This is a genomic window from Paenibacillus chitinolyticus (assembly GCF_045038035.1).
Classification (GTDB): domain Bacteria; phylum Bacillota; class Bacilli; order Paenibacillales; family NBRC-103111; genus Paenibacillus_F; species Paenibacillus_F chitinolyticus_A.
Genome location: NZ_CP173427.1, coordinates 1,655,155 through 1,677,098 on the forward strand (window position 1 = coordinate 1,655,155; position 21,944 = coordinate 1,677,098).

The following is a 21,944-nucleotide window of genomic DNA, read 5'->3' on the forward strand; positions in this document are numbered from 1 at the left end:
TGGAGGAAAATCATGGATAATTCAACCTTATTGGTTCCCATCGACGTCAGTGCTCTTGCGGTTAACGCGTATGTCTGGGCCAACCAGCCTTTCCGGCGCTGGGAGCACAATTATACTCAGGTCAAAAGCTTCGGAAGCTCCGAACCCGATCCGACGGACCGGGGCGGGGGCTTCGCGGGAAATCCGGACGATCATACCGGCGTTTACGTACACTGGACGCTTCCCGACGCGTTAAAACACGGTGTCCAGGACCCGGTCACAAGGCGCGTGGAATTCCCCCTGGTCCCGAACCGCTGGCTCATCGTGCGCTTCGGCGGAACTTCCGCCGGTCGCGTATCCAAGGCTTATCTTGTGGAAAGCGACGCACCCGGCGGAGCCGGTTCGGCGCCTTATGTTTTTGATCCGGCCGTTATAGAAGCGTGGAAAGGAAGCAAGGACCCCTTGCGCCAGCAGGCTGGCGGTCGGCTGGGCGGCAGCGGCCGGCAAATCGCGGATGTGCTCGGACAAGTATTCGACCTGAGCGGCTGGTCGGAAAAAGGCATCGAGCAGCTGTTCGTTAAAGCCGTCGCTCCGGGCAATCCGCTTTTCAGCGCGTTTCAAAGCCACTGCAGCCAGGTGTTTTCCTTCCGGGATCCATTGGATGATGCCGAGCCGGAGTGCGCGGTGAGTTATCTGGTGGCCGGCTGGTATTCCAATCATGCGGAAGATCCCCTGCAAAAATGCCAAAGCGCGAAGCCTTCCGGAAGCTCTCCGGCCGACGCTTACAAACGGCAGCTTGCGGAGTTTTCGTGGACGGTTCGGAAAACCGCTCCTACAGGATCCGCGGACGGCTCAGCCGTGCCGGACGGCGAGGTCCCGCAGGCCAGCTTGTATCATGGCATGGTGCTTGGCGTGAAGTGGAGCCGCGCGGGCGTGCTGCCGACGGTCAAGGACAAATACAAAGATCCCGCGGGCAAAGGGATACATGTGGCGGTCGGAAATACGTCGGCCGATGCCTTTAAAGCGATGATCGGGCGCCAGCTGAACGACCGTGCCAAGAACGGCGACGTCAAGGCGCAGCAGCTGCTTGCGAAGATGCCCGACGCGGCCGGCCTGCTCGAAGCGTTTCAGTACGATATGCTTCATATACTCGACCAGCCGAGCGGCTGGGATCTTCTTGATCTCCGTATCCGCCAGGAATGGTTCGGCTCAAAGCCGGGCGGATACCGGTGGACGGTCGTGGATGCGGAGTCCGACCGGCCGGACAGCCTCGAAGAACGTCCACCGGAAGAGTGGCTCACGGCGCTGAACGTTACGCAAGCGGCGCTGGACGAAAAGCTGAATGAATTGAAAGCCGCCCGGAGGCGGCTCTACGATACGTGGTGGAAACGGGGGAAATTCGAATCTTATCCGGCATTCGCACGGCCGGACGGTTTGACGGAAGATCAATTCGCAAAGGCTCTCTCCGCCGAAAACGATCCGTCCTACGATTCGTCCAAGCCTGAGGGACCGGACAATATCGCCAGCCTGCCGAGGAAGATCATGGATCTCTTCGGCGAGGCAGGCTCCTTGGCCGGCCAAGGTGTGCCCCAACCGGCGGAAGGGGACGGCCGGACCCCGGAAGAGGCGCTGGCGGCCGGGATCGAAGCTTTCGAGCGGGCGAAACGTGCCCAAGGCGAACTGGACGCGGACCGGAACCTTAAGCCGGTGGCAGGCCCCCGCTACTGGCGGGCCAATGATCCCGTCGTCTTCATCAGCGGGGCGGGCAGTACGGGCCGGATAAGCGGACCGGACAGTTCTTTGTCCTGCCGCTTGCCGGCGCAAATCGTCGGCGGGATCGTCAGCGGCGCCGACAGCGTGACGGCGGTTGAGCTGGCATCTGCGCTGCCCAAGCTTCCGCTGAGTCTGTCGGAACTGGCCTCCGCTCTTCAGGGCGATTATATCCCGCCGGAGACTGCCTTGCGGCTCGCCGGAGCTGTCGGTTTGCTGCTGGCCGAGTTTTTCCTGCTCGATCCGGACAACGCTCCGGTCATTTCCGCGGGTCATCCCGCGCTCACCCGGGAAATAATTGCGGAGCACGATCCCGCCCATTTTCAGGGCATACTTCCCGCCTTCCTTCCGAAAGGCTGGCAGCAGCCATGGAATCCGCTCCTGCTGAAATGGGTGGCGGACTGGTATCCGATCGGGCATGCCAACTGGACGTTCGACGGAACGGATTACCGGTACGACGGCAAAGCCTACGGTTCGAACGACCGGCAGATCGGGGGAGACATTTTGCTGACGCCGCAGACAAGCTTTCTTTTCCGCGACCGGTTGAAAAAGCTTGTCCGTACCCGTCCAAGCGAAGCGGAAGATACGGACGAAGGGCTGCTGGACCAGCTCGACGACCTAATCGACGATATCGACGACTGGGACTTTATCTCGCAGTCGCTTGGCGGTTTCGGGAGCCAGCTCGCTTTGCGCGATACGCGTGTAAACCGGGCGCCGGATCCCGGATTGACCTTTACGTTCAAGGACGGCGGGCAAAAAACGCTGGCGGATCTCGTCGGCGACGAATATCACGATCTCCCTTACATCCGCTCGACCGGCGATACGCTGGAATTCCAGGGAGTCCGGCAGGGTCAGTTCGCCTTCGCCTATTTAGCCGTGTACGACGCGTTCGGGCAAGTGCTGGAGGTGATCGGCGATTCGGGGCTCAGCCGTTCCGACGTGTTTGAGCCGATTTTGTCGGAAGGCCTTGTGCCGGACGCGCCGATCGAGGCGCGGAATGCCCAGCGGTTCATCCAGCTTCCGCCGAGGCCGAACCAGCACATCCGCCTCGAATTCCGCCTTGTTGATGCGCGGGATCCGGGGAGATTTGCCGACCTGGACAGCGCGGCGAACCCCGTTGCGGGCTGGCTGCTCCCGAATCATCTCAACGGCTCGGTATCCGTGTACGATGCGCAGGGCGGTGCTGTCGGTGACGTCGGCCTGATCGCAGGCAAGGATGGCGTCAAGCGGGTTCATCTGTTCTATGCGCCGATGGGAGCTTACGCCAATTTTGCGGATATCGAGAAGCGGGCGCCCGAGCTGGCCAAAATGCTGCAAAGCTTGACGGCCGCGGACAAAGATGCCTTCAGCCGTTTTCTTGAGGCGATCGATGCCTCCTTGTGGACGATTGATCCCCTATCCGCAAGCAGCGACCGGAACGTGTCGGTCCTCGCGGGTAGGCCGCTTGCGCTCGTGCGCGCCAATCTGAAGCTGACGCTGGACGGCCCGGCCGCGAGGGATACCGGCTGGGCGGCCACCTTCAACCCGCCGCCGTCCGATTTTACCGGGAACGATTACGAGGTGAGGCTGGGCGACACGGAAATCCGGAAGGACGGCTTGATCGGCTACTTCCTTAACGGCGCTTACGACCGGTTTAACAGCGTCCACCCGCTTGAGGCGGGAGAGGAAGCGGCCGGTTATGTCCGGCCGATCGGACCCGGCAATTTCTTCTCGCTGCGGTTCGACGGCGTCCGGCAGGCCGAAGTGATGCTGCTGCTGGATCCGCGCGCTGCGGTTCACGCGGTCACGGGCATCGTTCCGGTGCAGGCTCTGGAGCTGCCTGCCCGCTTTACCGATCCCGTGCTGAGCGCGTTAAACCTTCAATTCCGGACGGGGCCGATCCTGACCGTGCTTCAGCCCGCTCCGGATAAGACGGCCGGGGGAGAGAACGAGCCGGCCGGCGTTATAACGCTCCCCGTTCCCTCGGATAACGGAGGACAGTGGGAGTGGCTGGAGCGGCAATCCCCGGCAGGCGGACCGCCCGTTTTTCTGACGTATACTTTGACCGAAATCGACCAGCAGGCCCGGCTGAACTCCCGGTCCTTGTCGCTGCGCGAAGGCACGCTGCGATTCCGGAGCAAGTCCGCTCAAGGGGCCGGAACCGAACCTTCGGAACCCGGCAAGAGGAACACATCGGAATCCGAATCTGAAAGCTAAACCGTAAGCCAACCAAAAGCCAAACCATAAAAGGGCATTTTAACCCATGGAGGTTTCAAACGATGAGCAAAGCTGATCTTCCCGCACTTTTGAATTACAGTGTGTTGACGTCACCGAGTCCCCTGCAGGCAAGTACGCGGAACTCTTCCGCTTTCGGCACCGTAACATTGGTCGTGACCCCTCCCCCCGGGGAGGAGGTTTATTGTCCCGAAATCGATCTGTATATTCCTTCGGGGGCGCTTAGTCAGAAGGATATCTTTGACCCGGGGGTCAATACGGATAAGTGGCAGTACGCGGTCGGAAAGGTCGTCGAAGGCAGCGAGGTGGGACTGGCCGTCGGCATATCCTACATTCCGCTTAAATTCACGGCCAAGTCGTCGCAGGATTACCTGATCAACTATCCGCTGATCTTGACGGTCGGCGTGGGCTCCGTCTCCGCCGCTCTCGGCGACATCCGCAACCTGCACATCCTGGAGACGTCCTCCTCGTTCTCCGGAGATTATCAGCCGCGCGATCTGCCGTTCGGCTTGACGATCGGGCTGCCGGAGTTTTTCGTACGCAATTTTGTGGCGGGCGCCTACGACAGCTCCAAACCAGACATCGTGCCGGGCGGCAGCTTCGCAAACGGCCAGGCATTCAAGCTGAGCTGGGAAGGCAACGCCAGCCAGTATCAGATTGTCACGACGGCTGGCTCCGCTCCGCTGTACAGCGGAACCGATAATTCTTTCGTCGTGACGAAGGGCCTCAGCCAGACGACCACCTTCATTCTCATCGCAAGCCGGACCGACGGGATTCGCGGCGAAACGTCGTATCTGTACGAAGCGGTGACCGTACACATCACGAACCCGGACGAGACGCCGAATACGTTGTCCGCGGCGGGAGACGTCACGACGGCCGCCGGATTGAACGGCAAGACGCTCCAGGTGTCGGGCTCCGCGTCTTTGAAAGGCGGCGCGGACGTAACCGGCCCTCTGAACGCGAACGGCACGCTGAACGTAACCGGCACCGCAACGATGTCAGGCGGGACGGTTACGGGCCCTTTTACGGTGCAGGGCGCCGCTTCGCTGGGGAGTTCGTCCGTGCAGGGCGCACTGTCCGTCGGCGGTGCATCAACCTTGTCCGACACTACGGTTAAAGGAGCTTTAAGCGCTGCGGGCAGCGTAGGGATGCTCGGTTACAATCAGCGGATCAGTACCGGTACGCATTTGGCGGGAACGGACGGCTTTGTGATCGGTTATGTCTACCTCCCGTGGCAACAGGTTTTATCGGTGGGCTGGATTTACGGAGGGACCGACGGATATATGGTGCAGACCACCGGCGGGAATACGGGAGGTTTCACCGGCAACTGGACGAAGTACAATTATTCGAACCCGAACACGTTTATGTTCCCCGTACGGAGGGGAGCAAGCTACTGGGTCGGCGAAAGCTTTTTCAAAGACAATCAGGTGAATCCGAGTACGTACTATTATTTTGTTCCTCTGGGAAACGGATCTAGCGGGGAAGAGGCGACGGTAAAAATCTCCGACGAAATTCCCGATGATATCGTTCTACCGCATGGAGGCCTGGAGAAAACGAACGGAGCGGATCGTGCAGAACGAGCGGAGCTCCTGACCCGGCTGCTGGAGGAAATTTTGGAGAGACCTATCGGGGAAGATAAGAAGAAAGCTCTGCTCGACGTGCTGGGAGCTCTTTAGCCGGACACATCGCGGTTACCTTTTGTTGTTAAAAAGATAGTCCGAGTTTGAATGTTTTGCGAAATATCGGATCTATCCATATGACCCGTCAAACAAAAACAGCCTCTTCTTGAAGGGGCTGTTTCTTTTGGCCTATATACAATAGGTCTATAGAAATAAAATCTTTTATATAATTGTCGAATTCAATAAAATTACTATCAACATTTTGTCTGTTTTTGTCGATAAAGTAGATATCTATTTTTGGCGTACGCCGCTATAAGAGGGGGAGCATGATGTTAAATAGCAAGGCAAAACGGGCACGCGGTGTCCTCGGCAAAATCAACTTGAACGGGTTGTTCGCCAAAATCATGCTGATATCGGTTGCTTGTATGACCATTCCGATGTTAATCGCGCTGTGGTTTGCAAGCGGCTCATCGGCCGATTCGCTCCAAGCTGAAGCAAGACAGTCCATGACGAACATCGTTTCGGAGAAGGTGAACCAGATGGATCTGGCTTTCACGAACTTATCGTTAAGTTCTTCGACGATCGCGAACAATCCTTTTCTGATCAACACATTCAAGGAAATTAAAAAAACCGGCAATCCGAAAACGGAAAACGCGGCCGCCGCATCCGCTTATCTCGGCAAGCTCATCACGGATGCGAACGGCCTGTATGAAAATATTTATGCCGCGTATAACAGCGCGATCGTGTCCGACGGCATCGGCGGGCAATCCGTGGGCATCGACATCGGGGTTGCTGAACTGGACAAGTCTCTGCTCGAAGGAATGAAGAAAGGTCCCGTCCTGTTCGGACCGGTCCAGTCTCCCGTAACCGGCGGCCCGATTATGGCGCTGCTGGCGCATATTCCCGACGGAAGTACGGATGCGATGCCCTCCATCGTAGGGACGGCGGTTGACTTGACGAAGCTGTCGGCGAATATCGTCCGGTCCACGGAGGAAGGCAACGTCAAGACGTTTATGATCAATGCGGCGGGAGTTCTCGTCGCTGCGGAAAACAGCAAAGAAGTGCTGAAATACGATATGACCAAAGCCGAAGGAGACGTTCCCGCCTTTTTCAAGGAAGTAAGCACGAATAAGAAGGGGATCGGGTACTTCACGCTGAACGGCCAACAGCAAATCGCTTCTTACGCCAAATCGGGCCTGCAGGATATGTACATTATTTCCTTCAAGCCGGTCGAAGAGTATATGCAGAATGTTTCGGCCCTGCAAAAAGGTCTGGTCATCGTCATTATCGGCAGTATTCTCGTATTTGCGGCTATTCTCGTGCTGCTTTCGTACCGGATTACGACGCCGATTAAAGTGGCGACGGGTCATTTGAAAGTCATCGCGAGCGGCGACTTCTCCCACCCGGTTCCGCAGAAATTTATGAAATCCAAAGACGAGACGGGCGTATTGCTGCAATCGATGCACACGATGCAGTCTTCGATCAGCGACACGATCCGTACGGTTGTGGAAGAGTCGGACAAGCTTGGCGGCTCCGTAACGGCGGTAAGCAGTCATCTGACGGATCTCAACAGCCAAATCCAGAACGTGTCCGGCACGACGCAGCAAATGGCCGCCGCCATGGAAGAAACGGCCGCTTCGACGGAAGAGATGAACCATTCGTCCGCAAGCATCCGCCAGTCCGTCGACCGGATTGCGGATCAGGCGAAGCAGGGCGAAGAGGCTTCGAAGGAAGTCAGCAAGCGGGCGGAAGATCTGCGCGAGACCGCTGTCGCCTCGTCCGAACGGGCCGTTGAAATCGGCCGGCAGATGCGGGAGAAGCTGGAGAGCGCCATCGAGCAGTCCAGAGCCGTGGAGCAGATTCAGGTACTCGCGAGCTCCATTCTGGAGATTACGGCCCAGACCAATCTGCTTGCCCTGAACGCCAATATCGAGGCGGCGAGAGCAGGGGAAGCGGGCCGGGGGTTTGCCGTCGTAGCCGGCGAAATCCGCAAACTGGCCGAGGTATCGGGGAACTCCGCGAACAAAATCCGCGAAGTCGTCCAAATCGTCACCTCTTCGGTGCAGAACTTGAAGGCAAACTCCGAAAGCATGCTTGCCTTCATCGATACGACCGTTATCAACGACTACAACGCGATGGTGGAAACGGGCCGGCAGTACTACCGGGACGCGGAGTTTTACGAAAATCTGCTGGGCAGCTTCAACGCGACCGCGCATGAGCTGAGCCGGGCGATTCAGGACATGGCGCTCATGATCAACGAAATTTCGATCGCGAACAACGAATCGGCCGCCGGAACCGGGAATATCTCGGATCAAGCGAGCGTTGCGCTGGACAGCTCGGACAAAGTGCTGGATATTGTGGAAGGCACGAGAGAAAGCGCCGAACAGCTCAAGCAAACGATCGCCAATTTCAAAATATGACGGGAGGGCCGGAACAGCCCCCCGCATCACACGCCAAAAAAGCCTGCCGATCCGGCAGGCTTTTTTGGCGCAGGCCGCCCGAGGACGGGGGGACTACCTGGTCCTACTCCAAGGTGTGACGCCGGGCAGCTATGCGTACTCGTCCATGACGGTTTTGCCGGACAAGAGCATCGGCCTTCTCTACGAAGGGGAATCCGGCCAGATTTTGTTCACCCGCTTTAATCTGGACTGGATTAAAAATCCGTAAGCCTGTAGGCCGCGGCAGGCGGTGTACTCCCGTCATGCGGCGCTAAACCGAGCGCAGGGAGCTGCGTTCGGAATTTGATAAGCGAAGGTGCGGAACGAAATGATATTGGGAAGCCTGAACAACTGGAAGCGGGACCGTAAGTTTGCGCATCCCGCGCTGGCGGCTGTCGTGGACCGGCTGCAAAAAGTTCAGTTTCGGGAGCTGGAAAACGGCAAGCATCCGGTCAAGGGAGAGGAGATTTTCTTTACGATCATGAAGCTGGAAGCCAAAGATCCCGCCGAAGCAAAGGCGGAAAAGCACGAGCGCTACATCGACGTTCATTTCCTTCTGGAAGGGACGGAGACTATCGGATGGCCGGCGGATAAAGGAAAGAGCGCGGCAGCGGAGCGCAACCGGAGCAGGATTATATCTTGTTCGAACCCGCCGCGGAAGAAGAACGCCTCCGGCTGACTCCGGGAATGTATGCCGTATTCTTCCCGGAGGACATCCACCGGCCCGGTTTGAGGAGCGGAGACGGGGAACCCGCTTCCCCGATTCGCAAAGCGGTGTTCAAAATCAGTACGGCCTTGTTTGATCAAGCTTAAACGAAGAGACTGCGATGAGCCATCATTGCAGTCTTTTTTTCGTCTATTTCGTCTAAGGAATGAAAGATTGTTTGGGAGGGAAAAGCAGGAAGCCGCCTCGGGCGGATCGAAAGTAGATACAACCCAATACAGAGAGCAGGTTAACCTGCCGGACTTACGGAGGACAAACGTGTGGACAAAATAGCGATCCTGTCAGACATTCACGGAAACATACCGGCGCTGGAAGCCGTGCTGGAAGATATCCGGCGCAAAGACATCGCGAGAATCTTTTGCCTGGGCGACCTGATAGGCAAAGGACCGCATGGCGATAAGGCGGTCGATCTGATCCGCCGGCACTGCGAGGAGGTTGTGAGCGGGAACTGGGACGATTTCATCGCCCGGGACACGGAGATCGAGGATCTGAAGTGGCATCAGAACGTGCTCGGGGAAGAGCGGCTGGAATACTTGGCGGGGCTGCCTTTTTCGCTCGAATTTTATATGAGCGGCAAATACGTGCGGCTGTTCCACGCTTCGCCCCGGAGCCTGTACGAGCGCGTGCAGCCGTGGGACGAGCCGGAGAAGCGGCTTTCCCTGTTCGAATCGTCGGATAAATGCCGGGAGCGGATTCCCGCCGATATCGTCGGTTACGGCGATATCCATAACGCGTATCTCCAGCATTTGTACGGCAAAGTGCTGTTCAATGTAGGAAGCGTCGGAAATCCGCTCGATCTGCCCCAGGCTTCCTACGTCGTTCTGGAGGGAAGTTTCGATTGCCGGACGGCGGCCCCTCTTGAAATCCGGTTCGTAAGAGTTCCTTACGATATCGAGCGCTCGGTCAGCCAGGCCGTGGAGTCGGGCATGCCCGCGCTGGATGCCTATATCAAAGAGCTTCGTACCGCGAGATACCGGGGCATCAAAGACTAGAGCAGACGGGGGAACTTACGCTCATGGACGATTATCTTTCACTGAACGCGGTCGTCTGGCTGTTCCTTGCGGCGTTTATGATTCACGATTTCGAAGAAATCATTTTTGTGGAGTCGTGGATGAACAGAAACTACGCGAGGCTTCGGCCGAGAGTCCCGGGACCGGGACAAAAATTGTTCAAGGACATGTCGAACGTGAAATCCTCGCAGTTTGCCGTGGCCGTGTTTGTTGAATTTATTCTGTTTATCCCGGTCACGTATTTGGCGGCCGAGAGGGGAATTTGGGCCTTGTTTATCGGGTTCAATGCGCTCCTGTTCGTGCATGTATTTACCCATCTGGGACAGTCGGTCCTGCTGAGATCCTACACACCGGGTGTAGTGACCGCCGTCGCGGTAAGCCTGCCCTACTCGGTTTATTTGTTTTACAGGCTGCTCCGGGACGGAGCGGCAACTTGGCAGGACCTGCTGACCTGTGCGCCGCTGGGGCTGCTTTTGCTGCCTGTCGTGCTGGCGGGGCATAAGCTCGGGAAGAAGGTCGTGCCCGATTGAAAGCGTGTATGCGGCCGCAATAGCAGACAGCGCCATTAAGATTTACCGGAACCGATTTCGTTCGGCAAATACGCCGGTTATAGGCGGGGAAGATTAAGGAGAACCGTGACATGAAGAGATGGTCTGGAATCAGGAAAGCGAAAGTGGCGGACGTGTTGTTGGTGCTGACATTTTTGAGCTCTCCTTTTTTGTTTAGAGGACGGTTCGGGATGATGCTTTTTTGCGCCGCAGTCGTCCTTCTCCTGATCATCAGGAGGATTGATTTTAGCAAGCGCGTGAGGCTGCGAAAGACGCTGTGGGCGGGCTCTCTTCTGGTCGTCCTTTCTTTTGCGGTCGTGGAATCGTTCGTGGTCTCGCAAATGGGCGCCGACGAAGCCGAAACATCGGGAGCGGACACCGTCGTTATTTTGGGATCGGGCCTGAAAGGATTCGAGGTGTCGCTCACGCTTCAGCAGAGACTGGATGCGGGGTTCGCTTACGTTTCCGGGAAGAAGGACATCACCGTAGTCGTATCGGGCGGTCAAGGCCCGGGCGAAAATGTGCCGGAAGCGGTGGCTATGAGGGACTACCTGGTGAAGAAAGGAATCGCGGAGAACCGGATTCTTCTCGAAAGCAGATCGACAAGCACCCGCGAAAATTTGAGGTTTACCAAAGCCGTTTTGAACGAAAAGGGCATCCACGATCCGAAAATCCTCATTGTCACAAGCGACTATCACATGTACCGGGCCAAGCTGCTGGCGAAACGGGAGGGCTATGAAGCGTACGGCCTTTCGAGCCCGTCACCGGTGCATCTCAAACCGATTAATATGATCCGGGAATACTTCGCCATGATCAAGACATGGGTAAGTTGATTCGGGGAAAGGAGGCGCCAACGAAATGACCTTAACGGGAATAACCCCTATTTTGCGCATATTCGATGAAACGAAAGCCAAACAATTTTATGTGGAGTTTCTCGAGTTCACGCTGGATTGGGAACATCGCTTCGAGCCCGGCATGCCTTTGTACATGCAGATTTCCCGGGATGAAATCGTTCTTCAACTCAGCGAGCATTACGGAGATTGCAGCCCCGGAGCGGCGCTCCGGATTGCGGTTTCCGGCGTAGAAGATCTGCAGAAGGCGCTGATCGGCAAAAATTATCCCTACGCCAAGCCCGGGATCGAGCTTACGCCATGGAAAGCCAAAGAATGTACGGTAACCGACCCCTTCGGGAATAAACTGATTTTCTTCGAATAAGTAAAAGTAAACAGGCTGCGCATTTAAAAACGTCCGGTTGCAGACCGGTCTTTTTTCGGTTATTATTTTACTTACCGGTAGGTAAAATAATATCCTGGAGGTTTTTATTAGGATGGTCGTTAAAAAAGAAGCGCGAGTTTCCGGGCTGGATTTGGCCAGGGCTTTATCCATTTTCGGGATGATCGTGGTGAACTACAAGATCGCGATGATGGCGGACGGAAGCGGGCCCTCGTGGCTGGCCGTGTTCGCCGGTTTGTTCGAGGGGAGAGCCTCGGCGGTATTTGTCGTCCTGGCGGGGATCGGCATTTCCCTCATGACCCGCAGAGCCCGGCAGGGTGACGAGCCCGAGCTGGCGAAGCAGAAACTCGTCCTCCGCAAAAGGTCGGCGTACCTGCTTGCGCTCGGACTGTTTCTGCTGGCAGTGGGATGGACGGCGGATATTTTGCACTACTATGCCTTGTTTTTGTTTGCGGCTTCATTCCTCATCCGTTCATCTGACCGCTTCCTTGCGGCTGCGGCCGTTACCGCCGTATCGGCAGGTCAAATTGCACAGCTCGCGCTGGATTATGGGGCGGGCTGGGATGCTTCTTTTCATGCCTACACGGATTTTTGGACGCTCGGCGGCTTTATCCGGAATCTGTTTTTTAACGGGTTCCATCCCGCGCTTCCGTGGTTTGCTTTTTTTGTGACGGGGATGCTGATCGGCCGTCTGGATCTTACCGATCCGTCTGTGCGCATCAAGCGGGTGACCGTCTCTCTGATCGTGTTCGCTGTAAGCGAACTGATCTCACGGCTTGCGATAAAGCTGAGTTTTTCCGCGATTGGAGAAGAGGGGGCGCGCTATCTTTTTGAGACGAAGCCTATGCCGCCCAATTTACTCTATATGGTTTCCGCGACGAGCACGGCCGTGCTTGTTATCTTTGCGTGCATCCACGTGACGGAGAAAGTGCCCGGACAGCGTGGGCTCACCGCTCTTGTCCGAACAGGGCAAATGGCGCTGAGCCACTATGTTTTGCATGTCATTGCGGGCCTTGGTCTTCTGGAGGTGCTGGGGGTGCTGGAAAACGGCTCCCTGCCTTTCTCCGTCGCGTATTCTATCGGTTATTTTGCCGCTGCGGTCGGGGCGAGTCTTCTTTGGAGACGCAAATTTACCAGAGGGCCGCTGGAAGCCTTGATGAGAAAGCTGTAAGCGTAGAGCTGACCTTTTGTTAGACGAAGGGCGGAACCGAATGTATAATTGTGGAAAAAGGGTTCGGGGAGATGAGCAGGAATGAGTACGTATATCCAGCCTAATTTAGCGACTTGCGCGTTATTGACGATCGACACGCAGAACGATTTCAGCCTACCCGGCGCCCCCGCCGAGATTCCGGGTACGAGCGAGGTGCTGCCCGTTATGGGGCGCCTCCTCGAACAATGCCGGGCCCATGGCATCCCGGTTATCCACGTGATCCGGATTTACGAGCGGGACGGCTCCAATGCGGATCTGTGCCGCAAAGAAAGGATCGAGGCGGGAGCGGCTATCGCAGCGCCCGGGACAAGGGGCGCGGATCTCGCGGATGCGATAAAACCGCCCCATGCGGAGGAGCTGCGGTTCGAGGCGCTGCTCGGCGGAGAGATCCAGGCGATCGGTGAGCGGGAGTGGGTCCTATACAAACCCCGCTGGGGAGCTTTTTACAACACGAAATTGGAAAATTTCCTGAAAGAGCGGGGCATCGACACCCTTATTTTTACGGGCTGCAATTTCCCGAACTGTCCTAGGACGAGCATGTACGAGGCGAGCGAGCGCGACTTTAAAGCGATCATGGTGGAAGATGCCATATCCGGCGTGTACGAGAAGGGGAAGGAGGAAATCGGAAATATCGGAATTTCGATTTATGATTCGGCTTCTTTAATCAGGGAGATCGGCCAAACTTTGGCGCAAATTGCGAACCGTCCGTCGTCTGATCGGGCATCCTCTTCCGCTTCCTGAACAGGCTCGGCTTTCCATGAATTCCCGGTGCGTCCTTCCAGATCCGACGGGTCAGCTTTCTTGAGTACATAACGGTAAAAGGTGGCGAGCTTCAGGGCCATCTGCACGAATTTTGGAAGAAATAATTCTATTTATCATGGATGAATATGGATTTTTTTCATATTAAATCGGCATCACACAAGTATACGAACTCTTACTTACAAACGATGCTTCGCTTTCCAGATCAGGATGAAATGACAATTAAGCATCCGGCGAGTCGGCTAAATGTTCTTACATAGCTTTCAAGCCGCAAGGAGGTTTAGCAATGAAAATCGCGTTTATCGTGTTTGACGGAATCACGTTTCTGGACTTTATCGGATTCTACGATGTCGTCAACCGGCTCCGTCTGTTCGACAAGACGAAAGAAACGACATGGGATATTTGCGCGCTGGCGCCCGAGGTAAAAGACGAGCAGGGCTTAACGATCCGTGCCGGCAAAATAAAACCCGACCTGTCGGACTATGATCTGCTGTTTGTTCCGGGCGGTCTCGGGACGAGAAAGCTCAGGTTCCGAGCGGAGTTCGTGGATTGGCTGAGGCAGGGACTGGAAGCCAAACACGTGGTTTCGGTATGCACGGGTTCGCTTTTGCTCGGGGCGGCCGGGTTTCTGCAGAACCGGAAAGCAACCACGCATCCTAAAGCTTACGAGCTGCTGGAACCGTACTGTAAGGAAGTGGTCCGGGCCAGAATCGTCAAGGACGGCCATGTCGTCACGGGCGGAGGGGTATCGGCTTCCATTGATGTAGGTCTCTATGTGGTCGAAATGCTCGCCGGGCGGGAAGCTGCGGACCAAGTGAAGGAACAGATCGACTATCCGTACGAGCGAAGCGGGATGGTAGAGGTTTAAACGAGCGCTGTTTAAGGACCGATTTTGGACAGTAAAACTAACAAATTTGTTAAAAATAAACAGTTTTATTGTGCTACACTTAGTTCTGTACTGTTTTTAAGGAAGCGGTCACTCATTTCGGAAAACCAAGGGAGAAGGAGAGAAGATCATGAAAAAGAAGTACATGACACTATTGGGCGCATGCGGATTAGCTGCCGTGCTGGGGGCGACGAGTTACGCCGCCGGCGGAATAGAGAAAATCGAAGCTTATCTGAACCCGGATATTAAGATTACGCTTGACAATGAAGCCTGGACCGCGAAAGACGGGGAAGGGAAAGCGCTGGCCCCGGTCATTATCGACGGCACTTCCTACGTTCCGGCCAAAGCGGTCGTGGAGGCAATGGGTGGACAAGTCCAGTGGAACAACGATACGAAAACGATCGCGATCACATCCGTTCCCGCCAAAGAAACTCCTGTTACTCCACCGCAATCCGGCGAGACGGACAGAGACAAGCAGATCGCGCAAAAAATTGCCGAGATTAAAGAGAAACTGAAGCCGGGTCTGACCCGGGAAGAAGTAGCGGCCAAGCTCCAAGTAAAACTTGAAGATGCCACTGACAACGGAGATGTTGAAAATGGCAGCGATTCTTTTTCAAAAGTGGCTTATTTCAAAGAGGCCGGATACGAGCGTCCCGAAGGGACTCCGGACCACGTAATCGATTACGAAGGCTTGAACAACAAAAAAGTCGGAGCGAATTTGTTTATCGGCTGGAAAAACGATAAGCTGCACTTTTATTCCATCTCCTACGTGAACCCGGCCGACAAGAAGGTACATTTGTTTGTGGTGGGTCTGGATGGAACATCGGATGACAGTCCTGCCACCAACTGAACAAGGCAGGCTCCACAGCTGTGATAGACTATCGTTACGCCTTATAACACTGGATACTGGGAGCTAATGCAGTGTGAATAAGACGATAAAGGAAGTTCTCCGGCGAGAGGACTTCCTGTTGTATGTGTTACGGCAAGAAAAACTGACCGCCTGAGGCGGTAAAAATTCTAAAGAATTGATAAATTGTAGGGCCAAATCGTATCCTGATTTTTGAAACTGGTTTAGAATGGGATAGAATTCCATTAAGCCCTGCAAATAGGGTATACATAAGGTGAGAACATTGAAAAAAACCGTTATTTTTATCGTCGCGATTGTCGTCCTCTTGGCTACCTCCGCATCTGCATATGCGCATCCCGGAAGATTGGACAAAAACGGCGGCCACAATTGCTCGGCGAAGTCTAAACAAAAAGGTTTATGCAGCGGGTACCATTACCACAAAAAGAAATAGCAGACCCATTGCGGAAACAAGACCAAACTTCCTTTGATGAAGAGCAATTCCCCGTGAAGTAACCGACAAAAAGAAATTCTGCAAAACAAGCTGGCACCGCATGGGGTCGGCTTGTTTAGTTTCCGCTGTAAGGATGGAACTGAATACAAAGCATTCCTTCTTATTGCAGGTTGGGAAGCATTAATCGAGTCAGAGGCTGAAAAGTCCGGAAAGGAGATACGAATGGGTAACGGACAGGGTCTTGAGTATCAACGTAGCGATGCATTTTCTTCGCTGAATCAATATGTGCTCGGCGTGCAGGAAAAGATCTCAGCTTCTGCGGCCGCCGTCTATGTTCTGCATCGCGGAACCGTTGTTAACGAATGGTACTCGGGTACACACGGCTTCTCTCCCGGCAGCCGTCTCGTCGGGGCTGACTCCCAATTTAACGTCGCTTCGGTAAGAAAGACCTACCTGGGCTTCGCCGTCTCTCTGGCCATTTACGAGGGGCGGATCGGCAGTCTGGATGATCCGGTTTCAGCCTATATGGCCGATCCGGATGACGCCTTGCTGGCCGGCACGACGATCCGGCATCTGCTCACCCACACGCACGGTCTTGCTAGTCCGCAAAAGCGGATATTTCCTCCCGGAGCGGACTGGGCCTACAATAATGTGGGCGTCAATCTGCTGATCCGCATGATCGGAGAAGTGTTCGGAAAGCCTCTTGCACAGCTATTGAACGAAAAGGTGTTCCGTCCCGGCGGATTCACGGAGACGGGCTGGCGCAAACACAAAACGGACGGGCTCGTTTGGCTGAATGAAGCTTATTCCGGCGAAGAAGGCACAGACGTAAACATGTTTGTCAGCGCCAGAGAGCTTGCTTCCTGGGGGCAGCTTCATCTGTCCAAAGGCATATGGAACGGGATGCAGCTGGTCCCTCGTCAGGTATGGGAGCAGACCGCCGAAATCATCAGTCCGGAAGGGCTCGGGGAGTCTCTGCCGCGAAACGGATTTTTCTGGTTCGTGCAGGACCGGCCGCGATCCTTGACGGAATTGGGGCACGAGCTTCCTGCCGGTTCTTATCAATCTCTCGGAAGGACGGGCTGCGCCTGTCTTGTTATACCGGAGAAGGAAGCCGTCGCAGTCAGGATGTATAACCAGACTGGGCCGAATCCCGGCGGTTATAGCTATCTGGATGACATTCGAACGTTCGGCAACACCGTATATGCCTGCCTGAATGTTATCGACCTGCAGGCAGACCGGTCTCCGTAAATTTTAATCCGCTTCCGCCCAGTCCCCGGCATCCGTCCCGGCATACAGTATAGGAGCCTACTTAAGGAAGAGGAGTGAAAGCAGCATGGGATTTTTCTTCCCTCAAGGATCGTATACACAGCCGCAAGGAAGTCAGGCGACTCAAGACGGCGAGAGATCGTTCGGCACGACCGGGCCGTTCTTTCCGTCACCGGGAGTCGGACCGGGCCAAGGGCCGTTCTTCCCGTTTCCGGGCCAGCCGGGACCGGGCATGCCTCCGCCTCCGGGGCCTCCGGGATTCCCGGGAGGGGGCCCCGGCCAGCAGGGGCCGACGGCGCCCCCTCCACAGTTCGAGCCCCAGGTGACTCCCTTTGCGGTTGACCCGGGCGGCATCGTCGGCTGTCTGTTCCGCAATACGTTCATCTGGCTGAATGACGGCTCGCGGTTCTGGTACTTCCCGACTTTTGTCGGCCGTACTTCGGTGGCCGGCTTCCGGTGGACGGGGTTCAGATGGGTCTATTTCGGAATCGATCTGCGGCGGATCAGCTCGTACACTTGTTTCTAAAACTTAGCGGGCCCTCAGACGGTAGTACAATTAGGAAGGATATGCGAATTTTACCGATTCGGATATCCTCTTTTTTTATGACCCGGAAAGAGGAAGGCGAATGTGCACATCGAAGGTATATATGGAAGGGACATACAGAAGAACCGATGGAAAAGGAGAACATTCATGAATAAAAAGGCCCCGCTGTCCGCTATTCTGGCCGCTTACCCGGTCCGTGAACCGTCCGTACAGTTTATCCGGCACAACGAAAACATGACCTACCGGGTAACGGACGGCACCACGGGACGCTCTTACCTGCTCCGCATACATAAACCGGTTACGGACAAGCTGCACGGGCTGCAGCATTCCAAGGAAGGGCTGAATGCGGAAATGCAGTGGCTGGCGGATCTTGGCACCGCTGCGGGAATGCGGGTCCAGAAACCGGTCGCAAGCCATGCGGGCGAGTGGGTAACGTCTGTGAACCTTGATGCGGAATCCGGCGCCCAATCCGGCATCTTTTGTACCCTCCTCGAATGGATCGAAGGCCGGGATGTCGGGAATAGCGAGTCATTTTCGCGGGAGATGGTAAAAGGGCTCGGCCGGCAGCTTGGTATCATGCACCTATTTTCGCAAACATACGCCGGGGCTGCCGAATTGAGGAGACCCCGTTACGCGGGTGTGGAACAGAATGAGGAGATGCTTGCACGTATCCGGTCGGGGCTGTCCATGGACCTTTTCAGGGAAGAGGACCTCGAGATCGTCGGTCGGACGTTTACGCGCATAGCGGACAAGCTTGAACGGCACAGCCGGTCCGGAAATACTTGGGGACTGATTCACGCCGATATCAATAAAGGCAATCTGATCGTGACGGAGCAGGGCTTTTCGCTCATTGATTTCTGTCTGTTCGGGCACGGGTATTACGGATATGATCTGGCGGGCTGCGCGCTCACCATGAAAATGGAGTTGAGGGATTCCGTGCTGGAGGGCTACTCGCTTGTCCGGCCCGGCGCCGTTACGGAGCGGCTCGATCTGTTGGAGGGGTTTATGCTTCTGTCGATTTTCGGTTTTTATTCGTTTCACTTACATAATCCCGACAAGCATCCGTGGATGAAAGAGAGGATGCCTGCTTTTTGCAAAAATTACTGCGTTCCTTTTCTCGAGGACCGTAGCCTTTTTTATACTTTGTAGATGGAACGGAAATACGCATGCATCACGCCAAAATACACGGCCGAAGGCCGCAAGGAGGTTCACGACTATGACACATGGAGTGACGATTCATGAGCTGGAATCGATGGAGGCGGGCGTTCTGAACGATTTGACCGAGCTTCTGATCCGGGTAGTGGAGGATGGAGCTTCGATCGGATTTTTGCCGCCGTTAAGCTGGGAGGACGCGAACACTTACTGGAAAAAAGTAATAGAACCCGGCGTATTGGCCTGGAACGCCGTATGCGACGGCAAAATTGTCGGGACCGTCCAGCTTCACCTGGCGATGAAAAGAAACGCCGCGCACCGGGCGGAAGTCGTCAAGCTGATGGTTCATCCCGAATACCGCAGAAAGGGCGTCGCTCATATGCTGATGCAGGCTTTGGAGAAAACGGCGGCGGAGGAGGGCAGGTCGCTTCTGGTGCTGGATACCCGTGAAGGAGACGCGTCCAACAAGCTGTACAAGTCATTCGGGTATGTGGAGGCGGGCCGCATCCCGCATTTCGCCAAATCGTCCGACGGGAGCCTGCACACGACGATCTTTTATTACAAGCTGATCTAGGAGAGACCTTCATGACCCAACTTGAGGCTTCAATAACCAACAGCGGGGACGTTATCTACAGAAAAGCGGTTGTCCCGGATGCTCCCGGAATGGCCCGGCTGTCCGCTCAGCTTGGCTATCCCGCCGATGAAAACGGGCTTGCGGAGCGGCTCCAATACATCCTGACTCTGCCCGATCACGTCATACTCACGGCGGAATACGAAGGAGAGGTCATCGGCTGGATCCACGCCCATGCCCGCTGTTCGCTGGAGTCCGAGCCTTTCGCCGAAATCGCGGGACTAATCGTGGACCGGAAATTCAGGGGACAGGGAATCGGACGGACACTCGTAAAACGATGCGGGGAATGGACAAGCTCCGCCGCAATCGGCCGGCTGCGCGTCAGGATGAACGTAAACCGGCAGGACGCGGTTTCGTTCTATGAGCAGATGGGATTCGAGCCGGTCAAAACCCAGCGCGTTTTCGATAAAAGCATCCGCCCCCGGCTTAAATAGCCGGCGGTTGGAACCACAACCGGGGGGAAGAGGACCATGACTAAGCTGGAAGAAGCCATCCGGCTGAGAGAAGCGGGACGGCATGCGGAAGCACAGACTTTGCTGCTGGATCTTGTCCGGGAAGAGCCGCTCGTTCCATCCAATTGGTACCAGTGCGCCTGGATTCATGACGCCATGGGACTGGAAAAGGAAGCCGCGCCTTTTTATGCGAAGGCGCTGGAGCTTGGCCTCGCGGACGAAGAGAGACGGGGCGCCTGGCTCGGACTCGGCAGCACTTACCGGACGCTGGGCGAGTACGAATCGGCCCGAACGTGCTTTCGTCAGGCAATTCGGGAATACCCGGAAGCCCGGGAATTTCAGGTTTTTTACGCGATGACGCTGTATAACCTGGGAGAACACGCGCAGGCCATGGAGCTTATGCTCCGGCAGTTGGGCGAAACGAGCGGGGACGAAGGAATCGCTTCATATAAAAAAGCCATTCTTTTTTATGCCGACAAATTAGATCGGGTTTGGAAGTGAACCGCAGATTGAAATAGAAGAAGCATACAACGAAAAGGAGCTGGCAGCTTGACAAACAACGTCATCCATACCGTTCTTGTCGTCGTGCTGGCCGTCGTCTCTTTTTTTACCGGGGAAGTCGTAACGTTCATTATGCTCGGGTTCATTCTGATGAGCCTGATCACGATTACGGCCTATCTGCGCAAAATATACGAGACGCTGAACCGCATGGCTTCGGAGAAGGACCGGCCTCCCGGTCCTCCGGGGGAATAAAAGGCGCGCCTCTCCATCGGGCCGTTTTGCGGAATTATAGACGGCAGCGAAACAAATGCCGGAGATTTGCGTACGATCCTAGTACAGGTGCACGGCAGAAAGCAAACAACCCCTGCATCCCTGCGCGGACCTCAGCCCGTATGCGTCCGGATTTGATGTTGTGAAAAGGAGCGAAGGGGCCGGATGTTGACAGCTTTGACAATCGTTTTTGTACTCGTGCTTGTTACCGGACTGGTTCTCGCTATGGTGTTCCGTAAACTTGGTACCGGGGAGTCAACACTATGAATGACATCCATGACAAGTCTCCCGCAGGGAACGGAAGAGGATTCGGAGAGAAATGGATTTTTGAAGAAAACGGGGAGTAGAGGGAGGACGGCATGGCTTACATCATCCGGGAAGCGGAAGAGCGGGACTGCCTTGTGCTGAGCGGGCTTATGTCGCAGCTGAGCGGCCGGGAAGTCACCGTAGCGGATATGGCAAACCGTCTGGAATTCGTGGCGCGCAGCCCCTTCGATTCTTTGCACGTTTATGAGCAAAACGGGCGGGTGCGGGCAGCGCTCGGATTCAGAATCCGCGAGAATCTGGAAGAGGTGTCCCGTTATGGGGAAATTTCCGCGATTGTCGTCGACGAAGAGGAAAGAGGAAGAGGGATCGGCCGGATTCTCATAAATTACGCCGAACAGCTGGCCATTCGCCATGATTGCAAGGGAAGCTGGCTTGTTTCGGGCGTTAAACGGGCTGGAGCCCACTCCTTTTACAAGGAATCGGGTTATGAGGTAAACGGCTACCGATTTGTCAAACATTTGACCGGGCCGGAGTTCAAAAAGGAGTGAGTCCAATGCTTACAAAACCGCCGCTTGGAGAATATCCGGCGTACTACGAAACTTACGTTAAGCTGGTTCAGGAGGGCAATCTTGCCGAGATTCTGGTCGAACAGCTTCAATCCACGACCGAACTGGTGCAGTCCCTTACGGAAGAAACGGGAGATCACAGATACGCTCCGGGCAAGTGGAGCATCAAAGAAGTACTGGGCCATGTGGCCGATACGGAACGGATCATGGCCTATCGCATGCTCTGTATCGCGAGAGGGGACCGGACGCCGCTCCCGGGTTATGACGAGAATGAGTATGTGGCGGGGGCGTCTTTTGCGGCAAGCAGCCTGTCCGACATTCTCAAGGATTACTCCGCCGTCCGCTGCTCCACGCTGACCTTGCTGCGGGGCATAACGGAAGAGGCTTGGCTCCGGACCGGAACGGCCAATAACGGCCCCATATCCGCCAGAGCGCTCGCCGCGATCATAGCCGGGCACGAGCGGCATCATATCCGGATAGTTCAGGAGAGATACCTGCGGGCCAAGTAAGCTGATTTACGGCAAAGTTTTCTTGATCGCACGACCGAAAATACTTTCAGGCAAAGACCGGACGACTAAACCTAAGAGACAGCAGGTTTTCTCGT

Annotated in this window: 24 protein-coding genes; all 24 read left to right on the forward strand. The window is 55.6% G+C overall.

Features of this window, described 5'->3' with window-relative positions; genetic code table 11:
- The first annotated feature begins 12 nt into the window (after window positions 1-12).
- The 24 genes from ACI48J_RS07540 to ACI48J_RS07655 all read left to right on the forward strand — a co-directional run bounded on the left by ACI48J_RS07540 (window position 13) and on the right by ACI48J_RS07655 (window position 21,849).
- Window positions 13-3,945, forward strand: a complete 3,933-nt coding sequence (locus tag ACI48J_RS07540; RefSeq protein ID WP_405082330.1) for a hypothetical protein — start codon at window positions 13-15, stop codon at window positions 3,943-3,945.
- A gap of 62 nt (window positions 3,946-4,007) precedes the next feature.
- A complete protein-coding gene (locus ACI48J_RS07545; protein ID WP_405082331.1) occupies window positions 4,008-5,639 on the forward strand; it encodes a hypothetical protein in 1,632 nt (543 codons plus the stop codon).
- Window positions 5,640-5,908: 269 nt separating this feature from the next.
- On the forward strand, window positions 5,909-8,002 hold the full coding sequence (locus ACI48J_RS07550) for a methyl-accepting chemotaxis protein (protein WP_405082332.1): 2,094 nt from the start codon (window positions 5,909-5,911) through the stop codon (window positions 8,000-8,002).
- A 64-nt stretch (window positions 8,003-8,066) separates the two neighbouring features.
- Window positions 8,067-8,249 carry a hypothetical protein gene (locus ACI48J_RS07555; protein WP_405082333.1) on the forward strand — a complete coding sequence of 61 codons (183 nt, stop codon included), beginning with the start codon at window positions 8,067-8,069 and terminating at the stop codon, window positions 8,247-8,249.
- A 99-nt stretch (window positions 8,250-8,348) separates the two neighbouring features.
- The gene (locus ACI48J_RS07560) at window positions 8,349-8,699 is read left to right on the forward strand and encodes a YhcH/YjgK/YiaL family protein (RefSeq protein WP_405082334.1); all 351 of its coding nucleotides are present in this window, start codon (window positions 8,349-8,351) and stop codon (window positions 8,697-8,699) included.
- Window positions 8,660-8,833, forward strand: a complete 174-nt coding sequence (locus tag ACI48J_RS07565; RefSeq protein ID WP_405082335.1) for a YhcH/YjgK/YiaL family protein — start codon at window positions 8,660-8,662, stop codon at window positions 8,831-8,833. The genes ACI48J_RS07560 and ACI48J_RS07565 overlap by 40 nt, the downstream gene beginning before the upstream one ends.
- A 171-nt stretch (window positions 8,834-9,004) precedes the next feature.
- A complete protein-coding gene (locus ACI48J_RS07570; protein WP_405082336.1) occupies window positions 9,005-9,736 on the forward strand; it encodes a metallophosphoesterase family protein in 732 nt (243 codons plus the stop codon).
- Between the two features lie 23 nt (window positions 9,737-9,759).
- Window positions 9,760-10,284, forward strand: coding sequence for an HXXEE domain-containing protein (locus ACI48J_RS07575; protein WP_231392014.1), 525 nt, complete (start codon window positions 9,760-9,762; stop codon window positions 10,282-10,284).
- A 110-nt stretch (window positions 10,285-10,394) separates the two neighbouring features.
- Window positions 10,395-11,135: a YdcF family protein gene (locus ACI48J_RS07580; RefSeq protein ID WP_405082337.1), complete on the forward strand. Its 741-nt coding sequence runs from the start codon at window positions 10,395-10,397 to the stop codon at window positions 11,133-11,135.
- A 25-nt stretch (window positions 11,136-11,160) separates the two neighbouring features.
- Window positions 11,161-11,517 carry a glyoxalase superfamily protein gene (locus tag ACI48J_RS07585; RefSeq protein WP_405082338.1) on the forward strand — a complete coding sequence of 119 codons (357 nt, stop codon included), beginning with the start codon at window positions 11,161-11,163 and terminating at the stop codon, window positions 11,515-11,517.
- Window positions 11,518-11,629: 112 nt separating this feature from the next.
- Window positions 11,630-12,706 carry a DUF418 domain-containing protein gene (locus tag ACI48J_RS07590; protein WP_405082339.1) on the forward strand — a complete coding sequence of 359 codons (1,077 nt, stop codon included), beginning with the start codon at window positions 11,630-11,632 and terminating at the stop codon, window positions 12,704-12,706.
- Window positions 12,707-12,787: 81 nt separating this feature from the next.
- Window positions 12,788-13,486: a cysteine hydrolase family protein gene (locus ACI48J_RS07595; protein ID WP_405082340.1), complete on the forward strand. Its 699-nt coding sequence runs from the start codon at window positions 12,788-12,790 to the stop codon at window positions 13,484-13,486.
- A gap of 304 nt (window positions 13,487-13,790) precedes the next feature.
- Window positions 13,791-14,372 (forward strand): DJ-1/PfpI family protein, encoded by a 582-nt coding sequence (locus ACI48J_RS07600; RefSeq protein WP_405082341.1) that lies wholly within the window; start codon window positions 13,791-13,793, stop codon window positions 14,370-14,372.
- 148 nt (window positions 14,373-14,520) lie between these two features.
- Window positions 14,521-15,240, forward strand: a complete 720-nt coding sequence (locus tag ACI48J_RS07605; protein WP_405082342.1) for a stalk domain-containing protein — start codon at window positions 14,521-14,523, stop codon at window positions 15,238-15,240.
- Between the two features lie 271 nt (window positions 15,241-15,511).
- The gene (locus ACI48J_RS07610) at window positions 15,512-15,688 is read left to right on the forward strand and encodes a YHYH domain-containing protein (protein WP_326051454.1); all 177 of its coding nucleotides are present in this window, start codon (window positions 15,512-15,514) and stop codon (window positions 15,686-15,688) included.
- Window positions 15,689-15,910: 222 nt separating this feature from the next.
- The gene (locus ACI48J_RS07615; protein ID WP_405082343.1) at window positions 15,911-16,939 is read left to right on the forward strand and encodes a serine hydrolase domain-containing protein; all 1,029 of its coding nucleotides are present in this window, start codon (window positions 15,911-15,913) and stop codon (window positions 16,937-16,939) included.
- A gap of 85 nt (window positions 16,940-17,024) precedes the next feature.
- On the forward strand, window positions 17,025-17,483 hold the full coding sequence (locus tag ACI48J_RS07620; protein ID WP_405082344.1) for a transporter: 459 nt from the start codon (window positions 17,025-17,027) through the stop codon (window positions 17,481-17,483).
- Window positions 17,484-17,648: 165 nt separating this feature from the next.
- The gene (locus tag ACI48J_RS07625; RefSeq protein ID WP_405082345.1) at window positions 17,649-18,650 is read left to right on the forward strand and encodes a phosphotransferase enzyme family protein; all 1,002 of its coding nucleotides are present in this window, start codon (window positions 17,649-17,651) and stop codon (window positions 18,648-18,650) included.
- Window positions 18,651-18,717: 67 nt separating this feature from the next.
- A complete protein-coding gene (locus ACI48J_RS07630; protein WP_326051449.1) occupies window positions 18,718-19,227 on the forward strand; it encodes a GNAT family N-acetyltransferase in 510 nt (169 codons plus the stop codon).
- Between the two features lie 11 nt (window positions 19,228-19,238).
- Window positions 19,239-19,718: a GNAT family N-acetyltransferase gene (locus ACI48J_RS07635; RefSeq protein WP_405082346.1), complete on the forward strand. Its 480-nt coding sequence runs from the start codon at window positions 19,239-19,241 to the stop codon at window positions 19,716-19,718.
- A 36-nt stretch (window positions 19,719-19,754) separates the two neighbouring features.
- Window positions 19,755-20,237: a tetratricopeptide repeat protein gene (locus tag ACI48J_RS07640; RefSeq protein ID WP_317952767.1), complete on the forward strand. Its 483-nt coding sequence runs from the start codon at window positions 19,755-19,757 to the stop codon at window positions 20,235-20,237.
- Window positions 20,238-20,285: 48 nt separating this feature from the next.
- Window positions 20,286-20,489, forward strand: coding sequence for a hypothetical protein (locus tag ACI48J_RS07645; protein ID WP_405082347.1), 204 nt, complete (start codon window positions 20,286-20,288; stop codon window positions 20,487-20,489).
- A 377-nt stretch (window positions 20,490-20,866) separates the two neighbouring features.
- On the forward strand, window positions 20,867-21,322 hold the full coding sequence (locus tag ACI48J_RS07650) for a GNAT family N-acetyltransferase (protein WP_405082348.1): 456 nt from the start codon (window positions 20,867-20,869) through the stop codon (window positions 21,320-21,322).
- Between the two features lie 5 nt (window positions 21,323-21,327).
- Window positions 21,328-21,849: a DinB family protein gene (locus tag ACI48J_RS07655; protein WP_405082349.1), complete on the forward strand. Its 522-nt coding sequence runs from the start codon at window positions 21,328-21,330 to the stop codon at window positions 21,847-21,849.
- Window positions 21,850-21,944: the final 95 nt, after the last annotated feature.

Coding starts and splice junctions, on each gene's coding strand:
- ACI48J_RS07630 (WP_326051449.1), top strand. CDS start 18,718: ATGACACATGGAGTGACGATTCATGAGCTGGAATCGATGGAGGCGGGC.
- ACI48J_RS07600 (WP_405082341.1), top strand. CDS start 13,791: ATGAAAATCGCGTTTATCGTGTTTGACGGAATCACGTTTCTGGACTTT.
- ACI48J_RS07590 (WP_405082339.1), top strand. CDS start 11,630: ATGGTCGTTAAAAAAGAAGCGCGAGTTTCCGGGCTGGATTTGGCCAGG.
- ACI48J_RS07615 (WP_405082343.1), top strand. CDS start 15,911: ATGGGTAACGGACAGGGTCTTGAGTATCAACGTAGCGATGCATTTTCT.
- ACI48J_RS07550 (WP_405082332.1), top strand. CDS start 5,909: ATGATGTTAAATAGCAAGGCAAAACGGGCACGCGGTGTCCTCGGCAAA.
- ACI48J_RS07650 (WP_405082348.1), top strand. CDS start 20,867: ATGGCTTACATCATCCGGGAAGCGGAAGAGCGGGACTGCCTTGTGCTG.
- ACI48J_RS07635 (WP_405082346.1), top strand. CDS start 19,239: ATGACCCAACTTGAGGCTTCAATAACCAACAGCGGGGACGTTATCTAC.
- ACI48J_RS07545 (WP_405082331.1), top strand. CDS start 4,008: ATGAGCAAAGCTGATCTTCCCGCACTTTTGAATTACAGTGTGTTGACG.
- ACI48J_RS07540 (WP_405082330.1), top strand. CDS start 13: ATGGATAATTCAACCTTATTGGTTCCCATCGACGTCAGTGCTCTTGCG.
- ACI48J_RS07575 (WP_231392014.1), top strand. CDS start 9,760: ATGGACGATTATCTTTCACTGAACGCGGTCGTCTGGCTGTTCCTTGCG.
- ACI48J_RS07580 (WP_405082337.1), top strand. CDS start 10,395: ATGAAGAGATGGTCTGGAATCAGGAAAGCGAAAGTGGCGGACGTGTTG.
- ACI48J_RS07620 (WP_405082344.1), top strand. CDS start 17,025: ATGGGATTTTTCTTCCCTCAAGGATCGTATACACAGCCGCAAGGAAGT.
- ACI48J_RS07625 (WP_405082345.1), top strand. CDS start 17,649: ATGAATAAAAAGGCCCCGCTGTCCGCTATTCTGGCCGCTTACCCGGTC.
- ACI48J_RS07655 (WP_405082349.1), top strand. CDS start 21,328: ATGCTTACAAAACCGCCGCTTGGAGAATATCCGGCGTACTACGAAACT.
- ACI48J_RS07585 (WP_405082338.1), top strand. CDS start 11,161: ATGACCTTAACGGGAATAACCCCTATTTTGCGCATATTCGATGAAACG.
- ACI48J_RS07560 (WP_405082334.1), top strand. CDS start 8,349: ATGATATTGGGAAGCCTGAACAACTGGAAGCGGGACCGTAAGTTTGCG.
- ACI48J_RS07595 (WP_405082340.1), top strand. CDS start 12,788: ATGAGTACGTATATCCAGCCTAATTTAGCGACTTGCGCGTTATTGACG.
- ACI48J_RS07640 (WP_317952767.1), top strand. CDS start 19,755: ATGACTAAGCTGGAAGAAGCCATCCGGCTGAGAGAAGCGGGACGGCAT.
- ACI48J_RS07605 (WP_405082342.1), top strand. CDS start 14,521: ATGAAAAAGAAGTACATGACACTATTGGGCGCATGCGGATTAGCTGCC.